Raw genomic sequence first — 18,380 nt, forward strand, 5'->3', positions numbered from 1 at the left:
AGTGCGGCTGACCGGTGGCGACGGCCTCGCGGGCGGCCGCCACCAGGCGGCGGGCGCGGTCGTGGGGTGCGGGGCTCAGCTCGGCGGCGCGCTCCAGCGCGGTGACGGCGGCGGTGTACCCGCCGCGGGTCCGGGCCCGGCTCGCGGACTCCTCCAGCGCGGCGGCGATCTCCTCGTCCGGGCCCTCCGCGGCGGCGGCCAGGTGCCAGGCGCGGCGGTCGGGTTCCCCGGTGAGCGACGCGGCGAGGTCGCGGTGCGCTTGGCGCCGGGCGGCCAGCGGTACGGAGTGGTAGATCGCGGACCGGATCAGCGGATGCCGGAAGCGTGCCCGCCGGGCCTCGCCGCCGCCGGTGATGCGGAGCAGTCCGGCGGCCTCGGCCGGGGCCAGCGCCTCGATCCGGCCCGCCACGGCCCGTTCGTCGGCGGCGACCAGGAGCAGGGCGCGGCGGGTGGCCTCGGGGAGGGCGTCGAGGTCGGCGGCGTAGAGCCGCATCAGGCGGTCGGTGGGCGGCAGGAGGTCTTCGGCGGTGGAGTCGCCTGCGGGGTACGCGCCGTCCGTCCCGTACGCGCGGGCCAGTTCGACCAGGGCCAGCGGATTTCCGGCGGCCTGGTCGAGGACGCGCATCCGGCGGCCGCCGGTGGGCGGATACGGCTGCCGGTCCAGCAGCTGGACGGCGGCGGAGGCGTCCAGCGGGCCCAGCGCGAGCGTGGGAAATCCGGAGAACGCCGCCGGGGCCGCCGCGCCCGTCGTGTCCCGGGCGCCCGCGAGGACGGCGAGGGGTTCGCCGTCGATGCGCCGCGCGGCGAAGGCCAGCGCCTCCAGCGAACCGGTGTCGATCCAGTGCAGATCGTCCACCAGCACGAGCAGGGGCGACCGCTGGGCGAGATCGGACAGCAGGGCGAGCAGCGCGACGCCGAGGAGGAGTCGATCGGGTGGGCCGGTGTCCTCGGCGCCGATCGCCCCGATCGCGCCGAGCAGGGCCGACCGCTGGCGGGCGGGCAGCCGGGCGGCGTCGTCGAGGATCGGCCGCAGCAGCTGGTGCAGCCCGGCGAACGGCAGGTTCGCCTCGCTCTCGCTGCCCGTCATCCGCAGCACCCGGCCCTGGTGCCGGTCCGCCGCCAGCGCGAGCAGGGTGCTCTTGCCCGCGCCCGGTTCTCCCGTCACGATCAGCACGCCGCTGGTCACACCGAGCACGGCCGCGCTCTCGCGCTCCCTCCCGACGATGGTCATCACCCGACTGTATCCGCCGGTGCAGTCATGTGACGGATACCGCCGGCCCGGGGCCCGGGAGCAGGCTGGACGCATGGACACCATGACACTGGGCAACGTCGACATCAGCCGCGTGGTCGAGCTGCCCCCGACGGGCCTCCCCCGCGACATCATCTTTCCCGATGTGCCCATGGAGCACTGGCGCGCGCACGAGAGCTGGCTGGCCCCCGACTTCGTGGACCTGGCCGCCGACGAGGTGCGCACGATGATCCAGACCTGGGTGCTGCGCAGCGAGGGCCGGACCATCCTCATCGACACCGGCATCGGCAACGGCCGCGAGCGGCCGCACATGCCGTTCTTCCATCACCTGGACACCGAATACCTCGGCGAGCTGGCCGCGGCGGGGGTCCGGCCGGAGGACGTCGACACGGTGATCTGCACGCATGTGCACGGCGACCACGTCGGCTGGAACACCACGCTGGTCGACGGCGAGTGGCGGCCGACCTTCCCGAACGCGCAGTACGTGATCTCCCGCGCCGACTTCGACTACTGGAACCCGGAGAACGGCCACCGGACCCGCTCGGGTCCGAAGATGGCGAACGTCTTCGAGGACAGCGTGGCCCCGGTCCACCGGGCGGGGCAGACCGTGCTGTGGGAGGGCGACCACTACGACATCGATGCCCAGCTGCGCCTCGAACCCGCCCCCGGCCACACGCCCGGCTCCACCGTCGTACGGCTGCGGTCGGGCACGGACCGGGCGCTGTTCGCGGGCGACCTGCTGCACAGCCCGCTCCAGTTCGCCGAGCCGCATGACAGCCCCTGCTTCGACGAGGACGAGGACCGGGCCCGGATCGCCCGGCGCCGGGTGCTGGAGTCGGCGGCCGACGAGGGCGCTCTGCTGTTCCCCGCGCACTTCCCCGGCGCGGGCGCGGCCGAAGTGCGGCGCGACGGCGACCGTTTCGCGGTGAAGGAGTGGGCGGCATGGCGGTGAGGGTCTTCCGCAACATCCCGTACGCGGCCGCCCCGACCGGTGCCGCGCGGTTCGCGGCGCCGACGCCGGTAGAGGCGCCGACGCCGGTGGACGGCGTACGCGCGCTCGACGGCCCGGGGCCGACCGCCCCGGCCCCGGCGCGGCGGTTCCCGCTGGATCTGAGCCCGATCATGGGTCCGGGCTGGGTGCGCGGCGACGACTATCTGACGGTCAACATCTGGGCTCCCGAGGAGCGGACCGAGGGACGGACGAACGGCAACGCACCGGTCATGGTCTTCGTGCATGGCGGCGGCTTCCTGAGCGGCACCGGCCAGGCGCCGGTGTTCGACGGAACGTCCTTCGCCCGCGACGGCGTCGTCCTGGTCACGCTCAACTACCGGCTCGGCGCGCCCGGCTGGCTCGATCTGCCGGACGCACCGCGCAACCGCGGGCTGCTGGATGTGATCGCCGCGCTGCGATGGGTGCGCACGCACATCGCGGAGTTCGGCGGCGATCCGGAGCGGGTCACGGTGTTCGGGCAGTCGGCGGGCGGGATGATCGTCAGCGCGCTGCTGGTGACGCCCGAGGCGTCCGGGCTGTTCCGGCGCGCCATCAGCCAGAGCGGCGGACTGCACACACTGACCGGCGAGCAGGCGGCCGAGACGACCCGGGCGCTGGCCGACCGGTTGAGCGTTCCGGCGACGGTGGCGGGGTTCGCCGAGATCCCCGACGAACAGTTGGTGGCCGCGGTGGGCGAACTGCCCGACCCCGGGGCACGGCTGACCCCGTTCGGGGTGGTGCTCGACGACGTACCCGAGGCGCACCCGGTGGACCTGCTGGTGGGCACGAACACCCAGGAATCGCGGCTCTACCAGCAGCCGCAGTACAGCACGGCCATCGACGCGATGTTCCGGGGCGGCAGTCAGCGGCTGGTGTCCCTGCACGGCAAGGCTTTTACGTACGACTTCGACTGGCGGGACGGCCCGTTCGGCGCCTGCCACACCGCGGAACTCCCGTTCGTGTTCGACACCACCGATCTGCCCGCCCTCCGTACGCCGGGCGGGCTGCTCGGGCCGGACATCCCGCCGTCGCTCGCCGCGGAGATGCACGGCGCCTGGGTGCGCTTCGCCACCACCGGGGATCCCGGCTGGTCGGGGACGCACCGGTTCGGTTAGCAGCCCGGGTGGCTCAGTAGCCGCGGCGGACGTTGTCCACGGCGGCCTCGTCGCGCCGCCGGTTCCGCCGCTGCCGTTCGGCCGCCAGCTCCGCGAGCGCGTCGTCGAGGGCGGCGAGCACACGCGCCACCGCGTCGTCGGACACTCCCTCGCTGCCCCGATCGCGGATGCCGATGGCCCGCATCAGGGCGGCGAGGACGGGTTCGTCCGACCTCCGGCGGTTCGCCGCCCGGTGGCGGGCGTCGGTGTCGACCAGGGCCAGTTCGCGGGTCCAGAACACCTTCCAGCGGCGGCTGCGCTGCCGGACGAGCTGCCCGTCCGCCTCCAGCGCGGACAGGTAGGCCGCGGACAGCCCGCGGCCCCTGCGCCACAGCCAGTCGCCGACGGACTCGTACGGGGCCTCCCGGACGAGCGCCGCGGCGGCCTGGCGCAGCAGCGGGTCGGCGGGCGCGCCCGCGGGACCCGGCACGATGCGCTCGCCGTCCAGCCCGGCTTCCTGGGCACCCACGAGGTCGATCAACTCGGCTCCGGCGAGCGCGAGCGACAGATCGCCCCGCTCCACCAGGCGGCTGGGCTCCGCGTCCATGGTGACGATCAACAGGTCCCGCGGTGTGGTCATGAAAGGGCTCCCTGTCACGGTGACCGTTACGACCAGTGTCCTCCCGGGTCCGTACGGACGCATCCTTCCAGGTCGGGACTTGGCTTTCCGCGTCCGAGTGATCGAGACTGTGGTCATGCACATGGAACACGGGGTGGGCCAGGAGTACGTCGTCAAGACCGACCCGGGGACGGTGGCCCGCGTACGGGCCTCGTTGCTGCGCACCATGCCGTGGTCCGCGTGGGGCGCGGCGGTCGGCTCCGTGTTCATGCTCGTGGTCGTGGGCGGCGGTTTCTACTTCACCCTCCGCATCAATGACGGAATCAACCAGGACAGCGTTCTCGCGCTGATGCCCCTGGTGATCTTCCTGTTGCTGGTGCCGATCTACCTGCGCGACTCCAAACGCCAATTCGCCGTGCTACGGCGGCTCAAGCAGACCTGGGCGGTCAAGGAGATCTCCCCGGTCACGATGCGGGTGACCGACGAGGGCCTGTGGTGTGTCGTCGACGCGGCGCCCGAGGACGTCTTCCTCCCCTGGGCCGCGGTCACGCACGTCCAGGTGAAGGCCCGTGGCCGCATCAGCGCGCTGCGGGTGGCGCTGGCCCCCGGCGCCACCACCACCCCGGGGGCCAGCGGGCTGGACCAGCCCGAGGTCCGGCGCGCGACGCGGCGGACCTGGAAGGGCGTATCGCGGCTCCACCTGGTCGTCTACACTCCCCTCCGGCCGGTCAGCGGGAGCGAGATCGACCAAGCGGTCGGCCACTTCTCGGGCGGACGCGTGCGCGTGCGCTGACACCATCCGGCTCTCCCCCGTCTTTGCGGGGTGCGCACTCCATGGTGAACGGGATGCGGTGAGCGGGAGCCTGCTCACCATGCGTTTACGAATGGTCCGCACCGCCGTCGTCGGCGCGCTCGCCGCCGCAGTCGCCGTCACAGGGCAACTCGCCGCCCCGCAGACCGCATCCGCCGACCCCTTACGCCCGTTCACCACCCAGCGTCCGCACTGGACGGCATGCCACCACCAGGAGCTGGACCGGGCCGGGGCCCGCTGTGCCACGATCCGGGTGCCGCTGGACTACCGGAACCCGGGCGGGCGCACCCTGACCCTCGGCTTCTCCCGCATCAAGGCCACCGACACCGCGCATCGCATCGGCCTGATGATGCACAACTCCGGTGGCCCCGGCGGCACTTCGCTCGACATGCCGCTGCTCGACGCGCCCGCCATGGGCAAGGAGCTGGCCGCCCGGTACGACCTGATCGGCATGGATCCGCGCGGAGTCGGCCGCAGCAGCCCGCTGCGCTGCGGTACCTCCGGGCACTGGCTGCGCTCCGCCGGGTACGACGCCGCGGGGTTCCGGGCGCAGGCCCGTTACGAGGCCGGCTTGGTACGCAGCTGTCAGCGGATGTACGGCAAGGACGTGTCGTATCTGCGCCACTTCACGACCCGGAACACCGCCCGCGACATGGATGTGCTGCGCGCGGTGCTGGGTGAGCCGCGGACGTCGTACTTCGGCGTCTCGTACGGCACCTACCTGGGCGCGGTGTACGCGAAGATGTTCCCGGGCCGCACCGACCGGCTGCTGCTGGACAGCGCGATGGACCCGGCGCGCTACTTCGTGGGGGCGCTGGGCGACGCGACCGCGGCCAACGAGGAGTTCCTGGACGCCTGGGCGGCGTGGGCGGCCCGCCGGAACGGCACCTACGGCCTGGGGGCCACCGCCGCGGAGGTCCGCGCGACCGTGGAGCGGATCGCCCGGCAGGCCGCCCGCACGCCCCTGGAGGTGGGCCGCTACGCGGCCGACGGCCAGCAGGTGCCGCAGCTGCTGAGCATGCTGCTGGTCGACGACCGGAAGTTCGCCGAGGCCGCGCAGAACATCCGGCTGCTGCACGAGGCGGCCGCCGGGCGCCCCGTGGAGCCCACCGAGGCGCTGGCCGCGGCGCTCGGCCCGCCGGACGACGAGACGGAGGTGCAGAACTCGCTCCAGCTGGCCCTGTTGTGCGGAGACGCGGCGGCGCCGCGCGAGCTGTCCTGGTACCGGCGCACCATCGAGCGCGGCCGGGCCGAGGCTCCGGTGTACGGCCCGCTGTTCAACAGCGTGAGCCCGTGCGCGTTCTGGCCGAACGCGCCGGTGGAGCCGCCGGTGCGGACCGGCAACGCCGCGCCCGGTCTGATCGTCCAGGCCACCGGCGATCCGCGCACCAGCTACGCCAACGGGCAGGGTCTGCACCGGCGGATGCCGCGCTCCCGTCTGATCACCCTGGAGGCGCGGGTGCACGGGGTGTACGGCCTGTATCCGAACCGCTGTGTGGACGAGCAGGTCAACGACTATCTGCGCACCGGGAAGCTGCCCGCGCGGGACACCGTCTGCCGGAAGGATCCGGCGAGTGACTGACCTGGTGTCCGATCGCCCCGTCAACGACCGCTCCCTTGCGCCCAGTTATCCGGACCCGCGGGTAACCGGCCGCGCCGGGCGGCCTACGATCCTTGCAAACAGGCGCCGCGATCGCCACGGATCGCGCCCGGAAACGGAGGAGAACGCCATGACCGCGCAAGGGGTAGCACCCCAGACCGGGAGTGGGCCGGAGCCCCCCAACACCCCGCTCAACCAGGGACGGCCGCACAGCGCCCGGATGTACGACTACTTCCTGGGCGGCAAGGACAACTACGTCGCCGACCGCCAGGCCGCCGCCAAGGTGCTCACGCTCTGGCCGGGGGTGATGGTCGCGGCGCGCACCAACCGCGCGTTCATGCAGCGCGCGGTCCGGTTCCTCGCCGCCGAGCGGGGCATCCGCCAGTTCCTCGACATCGGCACCGGCATTCCCACCCGGCCCAATCTGCACGAGGTCGCCCAGGGGGTGGCCCCGGAGAGCCGGATCGTGTACGCCGACAACGACCCGATCGTGCTGGCCCACGCGCAGACGCTGCTCAGCAGCCATCCCGAGGGGCGCACGGCGTACGTCGACGCGAATGTCGCCGAGCCCGACGCGATCCTCTCCTCCCCCGGCGTCACCGAGGTGCTGGACCTGTCGCAGCCCGTGGCCCTGAGCCTGTGCGCGCTGCTGCACTTCGTGCCCGACGACTGGGAGCCGCACGAGATCGTGCGGAAGCTGGTCGAACCGCTCGCGCCCGGTTCGTATCTCATCCTCAGCCACATCACCCCGGACTTCGACCCCGAGGCCACCCAGCGGACCGTGCAGATCTACCACAGCGGCGGCATCCAGGGGAAAATCCGCACCCGGGACGAGGTGGAGCGGTTCTTCACCGGCCTGGAGCTGGTCGAGCCCGGCCTGGTGGTGCCGCATCGCTGGCGCACCGAGCTGGCCACCGGGGACCCGGGGGTGGAGACCGGCGATGTGACCGACGAAGAGGTGTCCTTCTGGGCGGGCGTCGCCCGTAAGCCTTAGGTCATGCCCGGCGGCCGGTTCCGCGTTCCTGTCTCGTTGCCCCTCTCTTGAGGGGATTTACGCCAAGTCACTGTGCGTGCCTTCCCGGTTCGCTACTGTGACGGCATGAGCGCCAGGAACGTGGACCCCGCCGACGAGTGGCCGCTGCCTCCGCCCTGGATGTGGGGGTGCGGCAAGTGCACCGAGCTGTACCGGGCGATGAAACAGGCCCCCAAGCTGGTGGACGCCGCGCTGGAGGAGCTGGGGCCGGGGATCGACTGCGATCCCCACGACTCCATCGTGTCGACCCAGATCCGGCTGGCCCGGCACATCGCCACCCGCCATGTCTCGGAGCTGCCCGAGGCCGACGAGGCGTGCGAGCGGTGCGTGTCGGACGCCTCCGGGAACCTTCCGGCCGTGCTCGCCCTGGAGCACCGCGCCCGCCATCTCTTCGCCCCGCCCAGCATCGTCGACATGCTGTAGTCGGCCTGTCGTCGACCCGCGGCCGACGCACCCCGGCCCCGGCCCGCCCTGCGGCTTCCCTGAGCTGTGACATTCTGGTGGGTGGGTGCCCTGCCACTCCTGGGCGGCGCGGTCCGGCCTCGCCGGATGCGGCACCCCTGCCCCCGCCGCCCGTGTTCCGGGGACTTCCACCTGCCCGTACCTGCGGCACGGAGGGGAGGCAGACGGGAACATGCCCCATGGAGCCGGTCCGATGTCCCCGGCGCCGGAACCCACCGGGAGGGAGCGGGTTCTGGCGTTCGCCGGGGTCTCGCTGGCGGCCGTCTATGTGCTGGGCGAGGGGAGCGACGGCCTGCGGCTGGTCGAGACCGCGAGGGCGGCCGGGGCCACCGCGGCTCCGCATGCGCTGCCGGAGCACTATGCGCTGTCCGACCGCTCTCCCGCCGCCGACGCCCTGTGCACCGGCCGCCCCCTGTGGCTGGACTCCGAGGGCGTAGCCGCGTACCAGCAGGACGGGTCGGCGGGGCGGTGGCCCGGTGCCTCGCTGGGCGCGCTGCCGCTCGGGGGCGAGGGCAGCCGGGTGGGCTGTCTGCTCATCGTGGGCAGTGCCGCGGACGGCTTCGAGGCGGAGCAGCGGGGCTTTCTGCTGCGCTACGCCGACGCCATCGCCACCCGGCTCCGGTCGGCCGGTGCGTCCCGCCCGGCGAACGGCGCCGGGGCGTCCAGGCTGCTGGGTCCCGCGCTGCGGAGTCTGCGCGTCGGATCGTTCGTCCTGCTGCCCGGCACCGGCCGGATCGAGGCGGACGCGACCCTGCTCGACCTGGTCGGTATCGCCCCGGACGACTTCGACGGCAGGGTGGACACGCTGCTCGCGCGCACCGTGCCGGAGGATGTGCCCGCGCTGCTGTCGGTCGTCGAGCCCACCGCGCAGGTGGCCGGGGACCGCGAGCTGGAGTTCCGGATCCGCCGTTCGACCGGCGAGGTGCGCTGGCTCCGGCTGAGCTGCCGGGTGGGGACCGATGCGGCGGGCCGCCCGGAACGCGTCGTGGGCGTGGTCACCAGTGCCGCCGCGCTGCGCTCCCGCGCCGACGACGTGTCCAGGGTGCAGTGGCTGACGACGGCGCTGGACGACGCCATGACGGTCCGGGACGTGAGCCGGGTGGTGATCGCCGCCCTGGGCGAGCCGCTGGGAGCGGACCGGGTGGCACTCGCCGAGCTACAGGCGGACCGGCTGGTGATGGTGGGGCTCGATCCGCCGCGGGCCGACGCATGGCCGGAGCTGTGGCGTTCGGAATGGCACTCCGAGTGGCCCGACGTGTCCATCCACTCCCTGCCGAGCCTGCGGGCCGCCCTGCTCGAGGGCCGCCCGCGGCTGTGGCCCGCGGGGGCGGAGCTGGAGCCGGGGCTCGCGGGCATCGGCCCCGGGGGGCTGGCCGTGCTGCCGCTTCCGGCCCACGGACAGGTGGCGGGGGTGTGTCTGATCGGCTGGGACGCTCCGCATCCGTTCGGCCCCGAGGAGCGGTCGCTGCTCACGGCGACCGCGGGGCTGGTCGGCCAGACCCTGATGCGGGCGCACGCCTACGACGCCGAGCAGGAGCTGGCCACGATGCTCCAGCGCTCCCTGCTGCCGCGCAGCCTGCCGCCGCTGCCCGGCGGGGTGGCGGTGGCCCGCTATCTGCCCGCGATGCGGGGACTCCAGGTGGGCGGCGACTGGTACGACGTGATCGCGCTCTCCGAGAGCCGGGTGGCGCTGGTCATCGGCGATGTGCAGGGACACAGCGCGGCCGCCGCGACGATCATGGGTCAGATGCGGACGGCGGTCCGTGCGTACGCCGTGGAGGGGCATCCGCCCGATGTGGTGGTGTCCCACGCCAACCGGCTGCTCGTGGGCATGGAGACGGATCTGTTCGCCACCTGCACCTATGTCGAGCTGGACATGGAGGAGGGCAACGCCTGGTTCGTCCGGGCCGGGCATCTGGCGCCGCTGGTGCGCCGCCCGGACGGCACCACCGAGGAGGTGGTGGTCGAGGGCGGGCTGCCGCTGGGAATCGTCGCGGACGCGGAGTTCCCCATGACGGCGGAGCCGCTGGCCCCGGGCACGGTCCTCGCGCTGCTCACGGACGGCCTGGTCGAGTCCTCGGCGCTGCACCTGGACGAGGGCATGCGACGGATGCGGGCCGCGCTGGCCACCGCCCCCGCGGATCTCGGCCGGATGGCGGACGCGCTGCTCGGGGTGGCCGACCGGCGGGACGACGACGTGGCGCTGCTGCTCCTGCGGTACGACGGCATGCGGGTCCGGCCCATCCGGGCGGGCTGGCTGGTGTGGCGGCTGCCGGACGCGGTGATGCACGCCCGCCGTTTCACCGCGCGCACGCTGCGCTCGTGGGGCCTGGCGGACCAGGGCGATGTGACGCTGCTGGTCGTCTCGGAGCTGGTCACCAACGCGCTGATGCACACGCACGGCACGGTCCGCCTCGACCTCACGTACGCCGTGGACCGGCTGCGCGTCGCGGTGACCGACTCCTCCCCCAGGGCGCCCGCCAAGCCGGTGGTCACGGACTGGGAGGCGACCGGTGGGCGGGGTCTGCTGCTGGTCGAGGCGATGTCGGCGTCCTGGGGCTCCGTACCGGTCGGCGGAGGCAAGCAGGTGTGGAGCGAGATCGTCGTACCCGGCCGTGAGCCCGGCCCCGACGACACCGAGCCCGGGCCCCGCGTCCGGCAAGGGGGTTCGTGACATGAGGATGTCCCGTACGCACAGCGCCCTCGCCGCCGTGGCCGCGGGGCTGCTGGCCGTGTCCCTGGCGAGCTGCGGAAACAACGGCGGGGCGCAGGACGGGAACGGCTTCACGGTCGGCCTGCTGCTGCCGAGCCAGCAGGTCACCCGGTACGAGAAATCCGACCGGCCGATGATCGAGAAGCGGGTGAAGGAGCTGTGCCCGGGCTGCACCGTGGACCACGCCAACGCCGGGGACGACGTGGCGAGCCAGCAGCGGCAGATGAACTCCATGATCACCCGAGGGGTGGGGGCGCTGATCCTCGACGCCGTCGACGCCAAGGCGCTGCGTTCCTCGGTGCAGGCGGCACACAAGGCGGGCATCCCGGTCGTCGCCTACGACCGGCTCGCCGAGGGCCCGATCTCGGGCTATGCCTCGTTCAACGGCGGACAGGTCGGCAGGCTCCAGGCCAGGGCGCTCCTGGACGCCATGCGGGCCAAGGGGGACGGCCGCCAGATCGTCATGATGAACGGCGATCCGAGCAGCCCCAACGCCATCTGGTTCAGGAAGGGCGCGCTGTCCGTCCTCAAAGACAAGGTGCGGATCGGCAAGTCGTACGACGTGGTCGAGTACCGGCCGGACAACGCGTACGACAACATGCGAGCCGCCATCACGGCGCTGGGCCCGCACCGGATCGGCGGAGTCCTGGCGGTCAACGACAGCGTCGCCTCCGGTGCCATCTCGGCGCTGAAGTCCGCGCGGGTCAGGCCGGTGCCGCCGGTCACCGGCCAGGACGCCGACCTCGACGCCGTGCAGCGCATCGTCAGCGGCGACCAGTACATGACCGTCTACAAGCCCTTCAAGGCCGAGGCGCACGCCGTCGCCGCCATGGCCGTCGCCCTGGGGCGGGGCCAGAGCCTGCGCCACATCGCCCGGACGACGGTCGACAACGCCACCACCGAGAACATCCCGGCCTCCCTGCTCACCCCGGTCGCCGTGACGGCCGCCAACATCAGGAAGACCCTGATCAAGGACGGTGTGTACACGGTCGAGGACATCTGCACGCCCAAGCTCCGGTCCGCCTGTGACAAGGCCGGTCTCACCCGCTGACGGAGGTGATTTTCCGTGACTGCCCCTCCCCTGCTGGCGCTGCGCGGCATCTCCAAGCGCTTCGGCGGCGTCCAGGCGCTGGTCGACGTCGACCTCCAGATCCGGGCCGGTGAGGTGGTCGCCCTGGTGGGCGACAACGGCGCCGGCAAGTCCACCCTGGTCAAGGTGATCGCCGGGGTGGGCCCCGCCGATCAGGGCGTCATCGAGTGGGAGGGCCACACCGTCCAGATCAAGCGGCCGCATGACGCGCAGTCCCTGGGCATCGCGGCCGTCTACCAGGACCTCGCGATGTGCGAGAGCCTCGACGTCGTCGGCAATCTCTTCCTCGGCCGCGAGGTGCACCACGCCGGGATCCTCGACGAGGTGGAGATGGAGCGGCGCGCCCGCGAGCTGATGCACACGCTGTCCATCCGCATCCCCGATGTGCGGGCGCCGGTGGCCATCCTGTCCGGCGGCCAGCGGCAGGCCGTCGCGATCTCCCGTTCGCTGCTGGGCGCGCCCAAGGTCCTGCTGCTCGACGAGCCCACCGCCGCCCTGGGCGTCGAGCAGACCAGCCAGCTCCTGGACCTCATCGAGGAGCTGCGCGACCGCGGTCTCGGGGTGCTCCTCATCAGCCACAACATGGGGGACATCAAGGCCGTGGCGGACCGGGTGGCGGTGCTGCGGCTGGGCCGTAACAACGGGCTCTTCGAGGTGCCCACCACCACCCAGGAGCGCATCATCTCCTCCATCACCGGCGCCGCCGACAACGCCGTGGCCCACCGCACGACGGGTGAGGAGGGGGCATGGCCGTAGGACAGAACATCCGGGGGTACGCCGACGCGGTGCGGCACCGGCTGCGCGGCGGCGAGGCGGCCCGGCGCGGGCTGCGGGTCGGTGAGCGCGGTCCGCTGCTGGTGATCCTCGGTCTGGTCGTGATCTGGCTGGTCTTCCAGGGCCTGAACGCCAACTTCCTCTCGCCGCGCAATCTGTCCGACCTCAGCGTGGACATCGCCGCCACCGGCCTGGTCGCGGTGGGCATCGTGTTCGTGCTGCTGATCGGCGAGATCGATCTGTCGGTGGGCTCGGTCAGCGGGCTGGCGGGCGCCGCGTTCGCCGTGCTGAACGTGTACCTCGGCATGCCGGAGTGGCTCGCCATCATCGTGGCGGTGGTCGCGGGGACGGCCGTGGGCGCCGTGCACGGGTTCTTCTTCGCCCGGGTCGGGGTGCCCGCGTTCGTGGTGACGCTCGCGGGGCTGCTGGCCTGGAACGGGCTGACCCTGTACCTGCTGGGCGCGAGCGGCACGATCAACATCGATGAGGGCGGTCTGGTGGCCGGGCTGACCAGCCTCTACTTCAGTGGCGGCATCATCGCGTACGGTCTGGCCGCGGTCGGCACGGCCGGGTACTTCCTGGCCGCGCGGCGGTCACGGCGGCGGCGCCGGGACGCCGGGATGCCGTACCGGCCGCTGACCGAGATCGGGGTGCGCACGGGTGTCCTGGCGGTGCTCACGTTCGCCACCGCCCATGTGCTCCTCCGGTTCCAGGGCGTGCCGCTCGCCCTGCTGATCTTCCTGGCCGTCGTCATCGGCTCGGATCTGCTGCTGCGCCGCACCCGCTCGGGGCGGAAGGTGTTCGCGGTGGGCGGCGGGGTCGAGGCGGCCCGCCGGGCCGGGGTGGATGTGGCGCGGGTGCGGATCGCGATGTTCATGGTGTCGGGGACGCTGGCGGCGGTCGGCGGTCTGTTCGTGGCCTCGGGGCTGACGTCGGCGAGCCCCACGACGGCCCGTGCGGCGGGCTCCGGCATGCTGCTGATCAACGCGGTGGCCGCGGCGGTCATCGGCGGCACCAGCATGTTCGGCGGGCGCGGCTCGGCCTGGTCGGCGCTGCTCGGTGCGCTGGTCATCCAGTCGATCGCCTCGGGCATGGCGCTGCTGGGCATCCAGGACGCCGTGCAGTTCATGGTCACCGGCGGAGTGCTGCTGGCCGCCGTGGCGGCGGACTCGCTCACCCGGCGAGCCACGCGGGCGCGCGGCCCCACCCGACGTTCGTCACGGTCCTGGCGTCACGCTATGCTGCACTAGGGCTTCCCATTCCTGGGCAAGCCGGACATCTGGCCAGATGTTCTGGAAGGATCCGATGCGCTCACCATGACCATCGGAGTGCGATGAAACGTCTTCTCCTCACCCGCGCGGCCACCGCGGCCGCGCTCGCCGCGGCTCTGGTGGTCTCCGGCTGCCAGGGCACCGGCGTGCGATCTTCCGGCGAGGGGAAGGAGAGCATCCGCGTGCTCGCCACCAAAAATCCCCAGATGGTGACCCTGAAGCAGTACACGAAGAAGTACTTCACCTCACGGACCGGCATCACCGTCGACTACACCCTGCTTCCGGAGAACGAGGCGCGGGAGCGGATGAACAGGGAGTTCGCGCGGCAGGACGGAACGTACGACGTGGCGAGCGTGAGCGCGTACGAGGTGCCGATCTACTCCAGGAACCACTGGCTCGCCCCGCTGGATTCCTATGCGAAGGCGGACAGGGCCTTCGACCAGAAGGACATCTTCCCCAGCCTGAACATGGCCGTGACCGGCCGCGACGGCAAGATCTACGCGGAGCCATTCTACGGCGAGGGATCCTTCCTGATGTACCGCAAGGACCTCTTCCGCAAGACCGGGCTGACCATGCCGCGCGATCCGACCTGGAAGCAGGTCGCCTCGCTGGCGGCGAAGATCGACGGCACCGACGGCGCGAGCGGCATCTGCCTGCGCGGCCTGCCCGGCTGGGGCCAGAACCTCGCCCCCATCAACACGGTGGTCAACACCTTCGGCGGCGCCTGGTACGACATGCAGTGGAACGCCAAGCTCACCTCGCCGGAGTTCACCAAGGCGATTCAGTTCTATGTCGACCTGGTGCGCAAGTACGGCGAGCCCAACGCCGCGCGCAGCGGAGTCCTCGAAATCCTCGCCGACTTCAGCCAGGGCAAGTGCGCCATGATGTACGACGCCAGCTCGCTCGCCACGTCGATCGAGGCCGACGGCTCCACGGTCAAGGGCAAGGTCGGCTACGCCCCCGCCCCGCACGAACTCACCCGCAGGGCGGGCTGGCTGTGGACCTGGGCCTGGGGCATCGAGAACGCCTCCAAGAAGAAGGACGCCGCCTGGAAGTTCATCTCCTGGGCCTCCTCCAAGCGGTACCAGGCGCAGATCGGCGACACGCTCGGCTGGAACGAGGCCCCGGCGGGCAGTCGGCAGTCGCTCTACTCCAACCCCAACTACCAGCGCGCGGCGGCCGCCTGGTACCGGGAGGAGTACGCGGCGGTGAAGAACTCCGCCAATCCCACGAACCCGGGCGTCGCCCCGCGCCCCTACCAGGGCATCTCATTCGTCGGCATCCCGCAGTTCGCCGATCTCGGGACCAAGGTGTCCGCTCAGATCAGCGCGGCCATCGCCGGAAAGCAGTCGGTGCGCACGGCGCTCCAGATCTCCCAGAAGCTCGCCCAGGACGCGGTGGCGGACTACCGCACCGGAGGCCGGGGCCCTACTCGGTGACCGACCAGCACGGCATGACACCGGCGATGTGGCAGGCCATGAAGTACAGCGGAATCGGCGGCGTGTACGGGGAGTCGCCCTCGGGCCGGTGGATGAGGCGGGGGGTGCGGGACGCCCTGGCGGTGCGCGGACCGCTCGGCGGTCCCACGTACGCCCCGACCGCATAGCTGGTGACGGCGGGCCACACCAGCCCGATGTGCGATCCGGCGGGCACGATCCACCACCAGTGCTCATCGCAGGCGAAGACACAGCCGACGCGGGGCAGCCGGTCCATGACCCGCTTCCCGTGGTCCGCGGACATCCCGACCGCGTCGTAGCCCAGCCCGGCGGACAGCCCCGCGGGGAGCGTCAGCCGTCCACGGCGCGCGCCACGCGGCAGCCCCGGCGGGCCGCTCGCGGGATGCGGGGACTTCTTCCGCGGCATGTGAGCCGAAGGCAGGGGGAGGGTGGGGGGAACCACGATCGGTCGCCTTTCGTCTGCCTGCGCACTGTGGGCAGCGCCGGTCCTGCACTGCCCGGTGCCTACCGACGTACACACGCGAACGTTCCGCCGTCGCCGGGCCGCGGATCAGTCCGGCCCGTCCGACGTTTCCCCCGGCACCGCGGGCCAACTGCCGCGGAGTCACACAGTCGGTGACGGCATGTCCACTGTGTCATCTGCTATGAACGAGTTGCAAGAGGTAACTTGAAATTTGCAAGTCGTTGGATGCAGGTGCGTCAGCAGCGGATGATCGTGACAGACTGCGACCGTGGAACGCAGCGTGAGGAGGCAGGGAGTGGCGGCGGAATCCGCATGGGGCGGCGCTCCCTCCGTCCTCCGCATGATCCTCGGCAAGCAGCTGGAGGAGCTGCGGACCCGGACCGGCCTCAGCTACGACGAGGCGGGCGCGGCAATCGGCGTCAGCCACTCGACGATCCGCAGGATGGAAGCCGCGAAGGTGGCCCGGCTGCGGCTCGCGGACGTCGAGAAGCTGCTCCAGACGTACGGCGTCACGGACCAGCACGAGATCGACACCTTTCTGAAGTCGGTCCGCGAGGCCAACAAGCGCGGCTGGTGGCACGTCTACCGCGATGTGATGCCGGACTGGTTCGCCGCGTATCTGAGCCTGGAACAGGCGGCGCTCCAGATCCGTGCGTACGAGCCGCAGTTCGTCCACGGCCTGCTCCAGACCGAGGACTACGCCCGCGCCCTGCTGAGCGCGGGCAATCCGCACGTCCCCGCCGAGGCCACCGAGCGCCGGATCGCCCTGCGCATGCGGCGCCAGGAGCTGCTGTCCCGCGAGTCCCCACCCCGGCTGTGGGTCGTGATGGACGAGACCGTGCTGCGGTGGCCGGTCGGGGGCGCGGCCGTGATGCGCGCCCAGATCGACCACCTCATCGCGGTGAACGCGCTGCCGCACGTGACGCTCCAGATCATGCCGTTCAGCAACGGCCCGCATCCGGCGATGACGGCTGGCGCGTTCCATGTCTTCCGGTTCCGGGCCTCCGAGTTGCCTGACATCGTCTACCTGGGCGGGCTGATCGGGGCGGTCTATCTGGACAAGGCGGACGACGTGGTGGTGTACCGCGAGGCGCTGGACCGGGTGAGCGCCCAGTCGGCGCCCGCCCAGAAGACCGAGGCCCTGCTCGGCGAGATCCGCAAGGAGCTGTGACGTGGGCCTGGACAGTTGACCGACGATCTGATGGGAGGGGCGGGCGTTGCGCGACAACGGATGGCCGGCCGAACGGATTGACACCGAGAGCGCACATTCGGCGCGGATCTACGACTACATCATCGGTGGCAAGGACTACTACCCCGCCGACAAGGAGGCGGGCGACGCCATGGCCCGGGAGTGGCCGGCGCTGCCGATCCACATGCGGGCCAACCGGGACTTCATGAACCGGGCCGTGCGCTATCTGGCGGAGGAGGCGGGCATCCGGCAGTTCCTCGACATCGGAACCGGCATCCCCACCTCCCCCAACCTGCATGAGATCGCCCAGGCGGTCGCCCCGGACTCCCGGGTCGTGTACGTGGACAACGACCCCATCGTCCTCACCCTGTCCCAGGGCCTGCTGTCCAGCACGCCCGAGGGGAAGACCACGTACGTCGAGGCGGACATGCGCGACCCCGCCGCGATCCTGAGCGCACCGGAGCTGCGCGACACCCTCGACCTCGGCAAACCGGTCGCCCTGACGGTGATCGCGATCGTCCACTTCGTGCTCGACGAGGACGACGCGTACGGCATCGTCAACCGCCTGCTGGAGCCGCTGCCCTCGGGCAGCTATCTGGCGATGTCCGTCGGCACCGCCGACTTCGCGCCGGAGGAAGTGGGCCGCGTGGCCCGCGAGTACGCGGCGCGGGACATGCCCATGCGGCTGCGCACCGAGGCCGAGGCCGCGCAGTTCTTCGACGGGCTCGACCTGGTCGCGCCCGGTGTCGCCCAGGTGCACAAGTGGCATCCGGACGCCAGGAGCGGCGAGGGCATCAAGGACGAGGACATCGCCATGTACGGGGCGGTGGCCCGCAAGCCGTAGCCGGGCTCAGCCGGTTCAGCCCTCGGCGTCGTGGACGAGCAGCGCGATCTGGACGCGGTTGTTGAGGTCGAGCCGGGTGAGGATCCGCGACACATGGGCCTTCACCGTCGGCAGCGCGAGGTGCAGTTCGCGTGCGATCTCCGCGTTGGAGCGGCCGCGTCCGACCGCCCGGGCCACCTCGCGCTCGCGCTCGCCCAGGAGCGCCAGCCGGGCCCGGGCGGTGGCCGCCCGGGCCTCCTGTCCGCCGTCACCCGTCACCTGCTCGATGAGGCGGCGGGTGACGGCGGGTGAGAGCACCGGGTCCCCGGCGGCCACGGTCCGGATGGCGGTGACGATGTCCTGCGGCGGGGTGTCCTTGAGGAGGAATCCGGCCGCTCCGGCGCGCAGCGCCCGCAGCACATGGGCGTCGGTGTGGAAGGTGGTCAGCACCAGGACCTCCGGGGCTACGGGGCGGGCCCGCAGGGCCCGGGTGGCGGTCAGCCCGTCGACGCCCGGCATCCGGATGTCCATCAGCACCAGGTCGGGCCCGTGACGGTCGACCAGCGCGGGCACTTCGGCCCCGTCGGCGGCCTCCGCCACGATCTCGAGGTCCGGGGCGCCGCCCAGCATCAGGCGCAGCCCGGCCCGTACGATCGCGTCGTCGTCGACGAGCAGGACGCGGATCACCACCACGCCCCCCTTCCTCTGTCTCACCTCGACCGGTGGCGCCTCACCTGGACC

17 protein-coding genes are annotated in these 18,380 nt (G+C 72.1%); 13 read left to right on the forward strand and 4 right to left on the reverse strand.

All coding sequences use genetic code 11. The features are described from left to right. A partial coding sequence (locus EEJ42_RS47130; protein WP_246097922.1) for an AAA family ATPase occupies window positions 1-1,231 on the reverse strand: 1,231 nt, incomplete at its 3' end. A 73-nt stretch (window positions 1,232-1,304) separates the two neighbouring features. Here EEJ42_RS47130 and EEJ42_RS47135 point away from each other — a divergent pair. Together EEJ42_RS47135 and EEJ42_RS47140 are read left to right on the forward strand one after the other, a co-directional pair. After that, a complete protein-coding gene (locus EEJ42_RS47135; RefSeq protein WP_123108297.1) occupies window positions 1,305-2,201 on the forward strand; it encodes an MBL fold metallo-hydrolase in 897 nt (298 codons plus the stop codon). Further along, a complete protein-coding gene (locus tag EEJ42_RS47140) occupies window positions 2,192-3,355 on the forward strand; it encodes a carboxylesterase/lipase family protein (RefSeq protein WP_123108298.1) in 1,164 nt (387 codons plus the stop codon). Before EEJ42_RS47135 ends, EEJ42_RS47140 begins: the two co-directional genes overlap by 10 nt. 13 nt (window positions 3,356-3,368) lie before the next feature. On the opposite strand, the gene EEJ42_RS47145 is transcribed toward EEJ42_RS47140, so the two are convergent. Next, window positions 3,369-3,974, reverse strand: coding sequence for a GOLPH3/VPS74 family protein (locus EEJ42_RS47145; protein ID WP_123108299.1), 606 nt, complete (start codon window positions 3,972-3,974; stop codon window positions 3,369-3,371). Window positions 3,975-4,089: 115 nt separating this feature from the next. Here EEJ42_RS47145 and EEJ42_RS47150 point away from each other — a divergent pair, with 115 nt between their 5' ends. The 9 genes from EEJ42_RS47150 to EEJ42_RS47190 all read left to right on the forward strand — a co-directional run bounded on the left by EEJ42_RS47150 (window position 4,090) and on the right by EEJ42_RS47190 (window position 15,146). Continuing rightward, window positions 4,090-4,746 (forward strand): hypothetical protein, encoded by a 657-nt coding sequence (locus EEJ42_RS47150; protein WP_148082240.1) that lies wholly within the window; start codon window positions 4,090-4,092, stop codon window positions 4,744-4,746. A gap of 79 nt (window positions 4,747-4,825) precedes the next feature. Further along, window positions 4,826-6,346, forward strand: a complete 1,521-nt coding sequence (locus EEJ42_RS47155) for an alpha/beta hydrolase (RefSeq protein WP_148082241.1) — start codon at window positions 4,826-4,828, stop codon at window positions 6,344-6,346. 148 nt (window positions 6,347-6,494) lie between these two features. Continuing rightward, on the forward strand, window positions 6,495-7,358 hold the full coding sequence (locus EEJ42_RS47160; protein ID WP_123108302.1) for an SAM-dependent methyltransferase: 864 nt from the start codon (window positions 6,495-6,497) through the stop codon (window positions 7,356-7,358). Between the two features lie 105 nt (window positions 7,359-7,463). Then, window positions 7,464-7,820 carry a hypothetical protein gene (locus tag EEJ42_RS47165; RefSeq protein ID WP_246097924.1) on the forward strand — a complete coding sequence of 119 codons (357 nt, stop codon included), beginning with the start codon at window positions 7,464-7,466 and terminating at the stop codon, window positions 7,818-7,820. Between the two features lie 232 nt (window positions 7,821-8,052). After that, complete coding sequence (locus EEJ42_RS47170) at window positions 8,053-10,533, forward strand: SpoIIE family protein phosphatase (protein WP_246097926.1); 2,481 nt, start codon at window positions 8,053-8,055, stop codon at window positions 10,531-10,533. A gap of 1 nt (window position 10,534) precedes the next feature. Further along, window positions 10,535-11,623 carry a sugar ABC transporter substrate-binding protein gene (locus EEJ42_RS47175; RefSeq protein ID WP_123108305.1) on the forward strand — a complete coding sequence of 363 codons (1,089 nt, stop codon included), beginning with the start codon at window positions 10,535-10,537 and terminating at the stop codon, window positions 11,621-11,623. 15 nt (window positions 11,624-11,638) lie between these two features. Next, window positions 11,639-12,418 carry an ATP-binding cassette domain-containing protein gene (locus EEJ42_RS47180; protein WP_184503612.1) on the forward strand — a complete coding sequence of 260 codons (780 nt, stop codon included), beginning with the start codon at window positions 11,639-11,641 and terminating at the stop codon, window positions 12,416-12,418. Further along, window positions 12,409-13,686, forward strand: coding sequence for a sugar ABC transporter permease (locus tag EEJ42_RS47185; RefSeq protein WP_123108306.1), 1,278 nt, complete (start codon window positions 12,409-12,411; stop codon window positions 13,684-13,686). The genes EEJ42_RS47180 and EEJ42_RS47185 overlap by 10 nt, the downstream gene beginning before the upstream one ends. An 83-nt stretch (window positions 13,687-13,769) precedes the next feature. Next, window positions 13,770-15,146: an ABC transporter substrate-binding protein gene (locus tag EEJ42_RS47190; RefSeq protein WP_123108307.1), complete on the forward strand. Its 1,377-nt coding sequence runs from the start codon at window positions 13,770-13,772 to the stop codon at window positions 15,144-15,146. Here EEJ42_RS47190 and EEJ42_RS47195 read toward each other — a convergent pair. After that, window positions 15,136-15,570, reverse strand: a complete 435-nt coding sequence (locus tag EEJ42_RS47195) for a hypothetical protein (RefSeq protein WP_246097928.1) — start codon at window positions 15,568-15,570, stop codon at window positions 15,136-15,138. The genes EEJ42_RS47190 and EEJ42_RS47195 overlap by 11 nt on opposite strands. Before the next feature lie 352 nt (window positions 15,571-15,922). Between EEJ42_RS47195 and EEJ42_RS47200 the strand changes: the two genes are divergently transcribed. Next, complete coding sequence (locus EEJ42_RS47200; RefSeq protein WP_123108309.1) at window positions 15,923-16,798, forward strand: helix-turn-helix domain-containing protein; 876 nt, start codon at window positions 15,923-15,925, stop codon at window positions 16,796-16,798. Window positions 16,799-16,844: 46 nt separating this feature from the next. Next, window positions 16,845-17,660, forward strand: a complete 816-nt coding sequence (locus tag EEJ42_RS47205; RefSeq protein ID WP_123108310.1) for an SAM-dependent methyltransferase — start codon at window positions 16,845-16,847, stop codon at window positions 17,658-17,660. Window positions 17,661-17,675: 15 nt separating this feature from the next. On the opposite strand, the gene EEJ42_RS47210 is transcribed toward EEJ42_RS47205, so the two are convergent. Then, on the reverse strand, window positions 17,676-18,269 hold the full coding sequence (locus tag EEJ42_RS47210) for a response regulator (protein ID WP_246097930.1): 594 nt from the start codon (window positions 18,267-18,269) through the stop codon (window positions 17,676-17,678). Between the last annotated feature and the right edge of the window lie 111 nt (window positions 18,270-18,380).

It is taken from the genome of Streptomyces botrytidirepellens (assembly GCF_003721215.1).
Lineage (GTDB): Bacteria > Actinomycetota > Actinomycetes > Streptomycetales > Streptomycetaceae > Streptomyces > Streptomyces himastatinicus.

Bases quoted from the DNA above. Each gene is read 5' to 3' on its own strand.
- EEJ42_RS47135 (WP_123108297.1), top strand. From the start codon at position 1,305: ATGGACACCATGACACTGGGCAACGTCGACATCAGCCGCGTGGTCGAG.
- EEJ42_RS47140 (WP_123108298.1), top strand. From the start codon at position 2,192: ATGGCGGTGAGGGTCTTCCGCAACATCCCGTACGCGGCCGCCCCGACC.
- EEJ42_RS47145 (WP_123108299.1), bottom strand. From the start codon at position 3,974: ATGACCACACCGCGGGACCTGTTGATCGTCACCATGGACGCGGAGCCC.
- EEJ42_RS47150 (WP_148082240.1), top strand. From the start codon at position 4,090: ATGCACATGGAACACGGGGTGGGCCAGGAGTACGTCGTCAAGACCGAC.
- EEJ42_RS47155 (WP_148082241.1), top strand. From the start codon at position 4,826: ATGCGTTTACGAATGGTCCGCACCGCCGTCGTCGGCGCGCTCGCCGCC.
- EEJ42_RS47160 (WP_123108302.1), top strand. From the start codon at position 6,495: ATGACCGCGCAAGGGGTAGCACCCCAGACCGGGAGTGGGCCGGAGCCC.
- EEJ42_RS47165 (WP_246097924.1), top strand. From the start codon at position 7,464: ATGAGCGCCAGGAACGTGGACCCCGCCGACGAGTGGCCGCTGCCTCCG.
- EEJ42_RS47170 (WP_246097926.1), top strand. From the start codon at position 8,053: ATGTCCCCGGCGCCGGAACCCACCGGGAGGGAGCGGGTTCTGGCGTTC.
- EEJ42_RS47175 (WP_123108305.1), top strand. From the start codon at position 10,535: ATGAGGATGTCCCGTACGCACAGCGCCCTCGCCGCCGTGGCCGCGGGG.
- EEJ42_RS47185 (WP_123108306.1), top strand. From the start codon at position 12,409: ATGGCCGTAGGACAGAACATCCGGGGGTACGCCGACGCGGTGCGGCAC.
- EEJ42_RS47190 (WP_123108307.1), top strand. From the start codon at position 13,770: ATGAAACGTCTTCTCCTCACCCGCGCGGCCACCGCGGCCGCGCTCGCC.
- EEJ42_RS47195 (WP_246097928.1), bottom strand. From the start codon at position 15,570: ATGCCGCGGAAGAAGTCCCCGCATCCCGCGAGCGGCCCGCCGGGGCTG.
- EEJ42_RS47210 (WP_246097930.1), bottom strand. From the start codon at position 18,269: ATGCTGGGCGGCGCCCCGGACCTCGAGATCGTGGCGGAGGCCGCCGAC.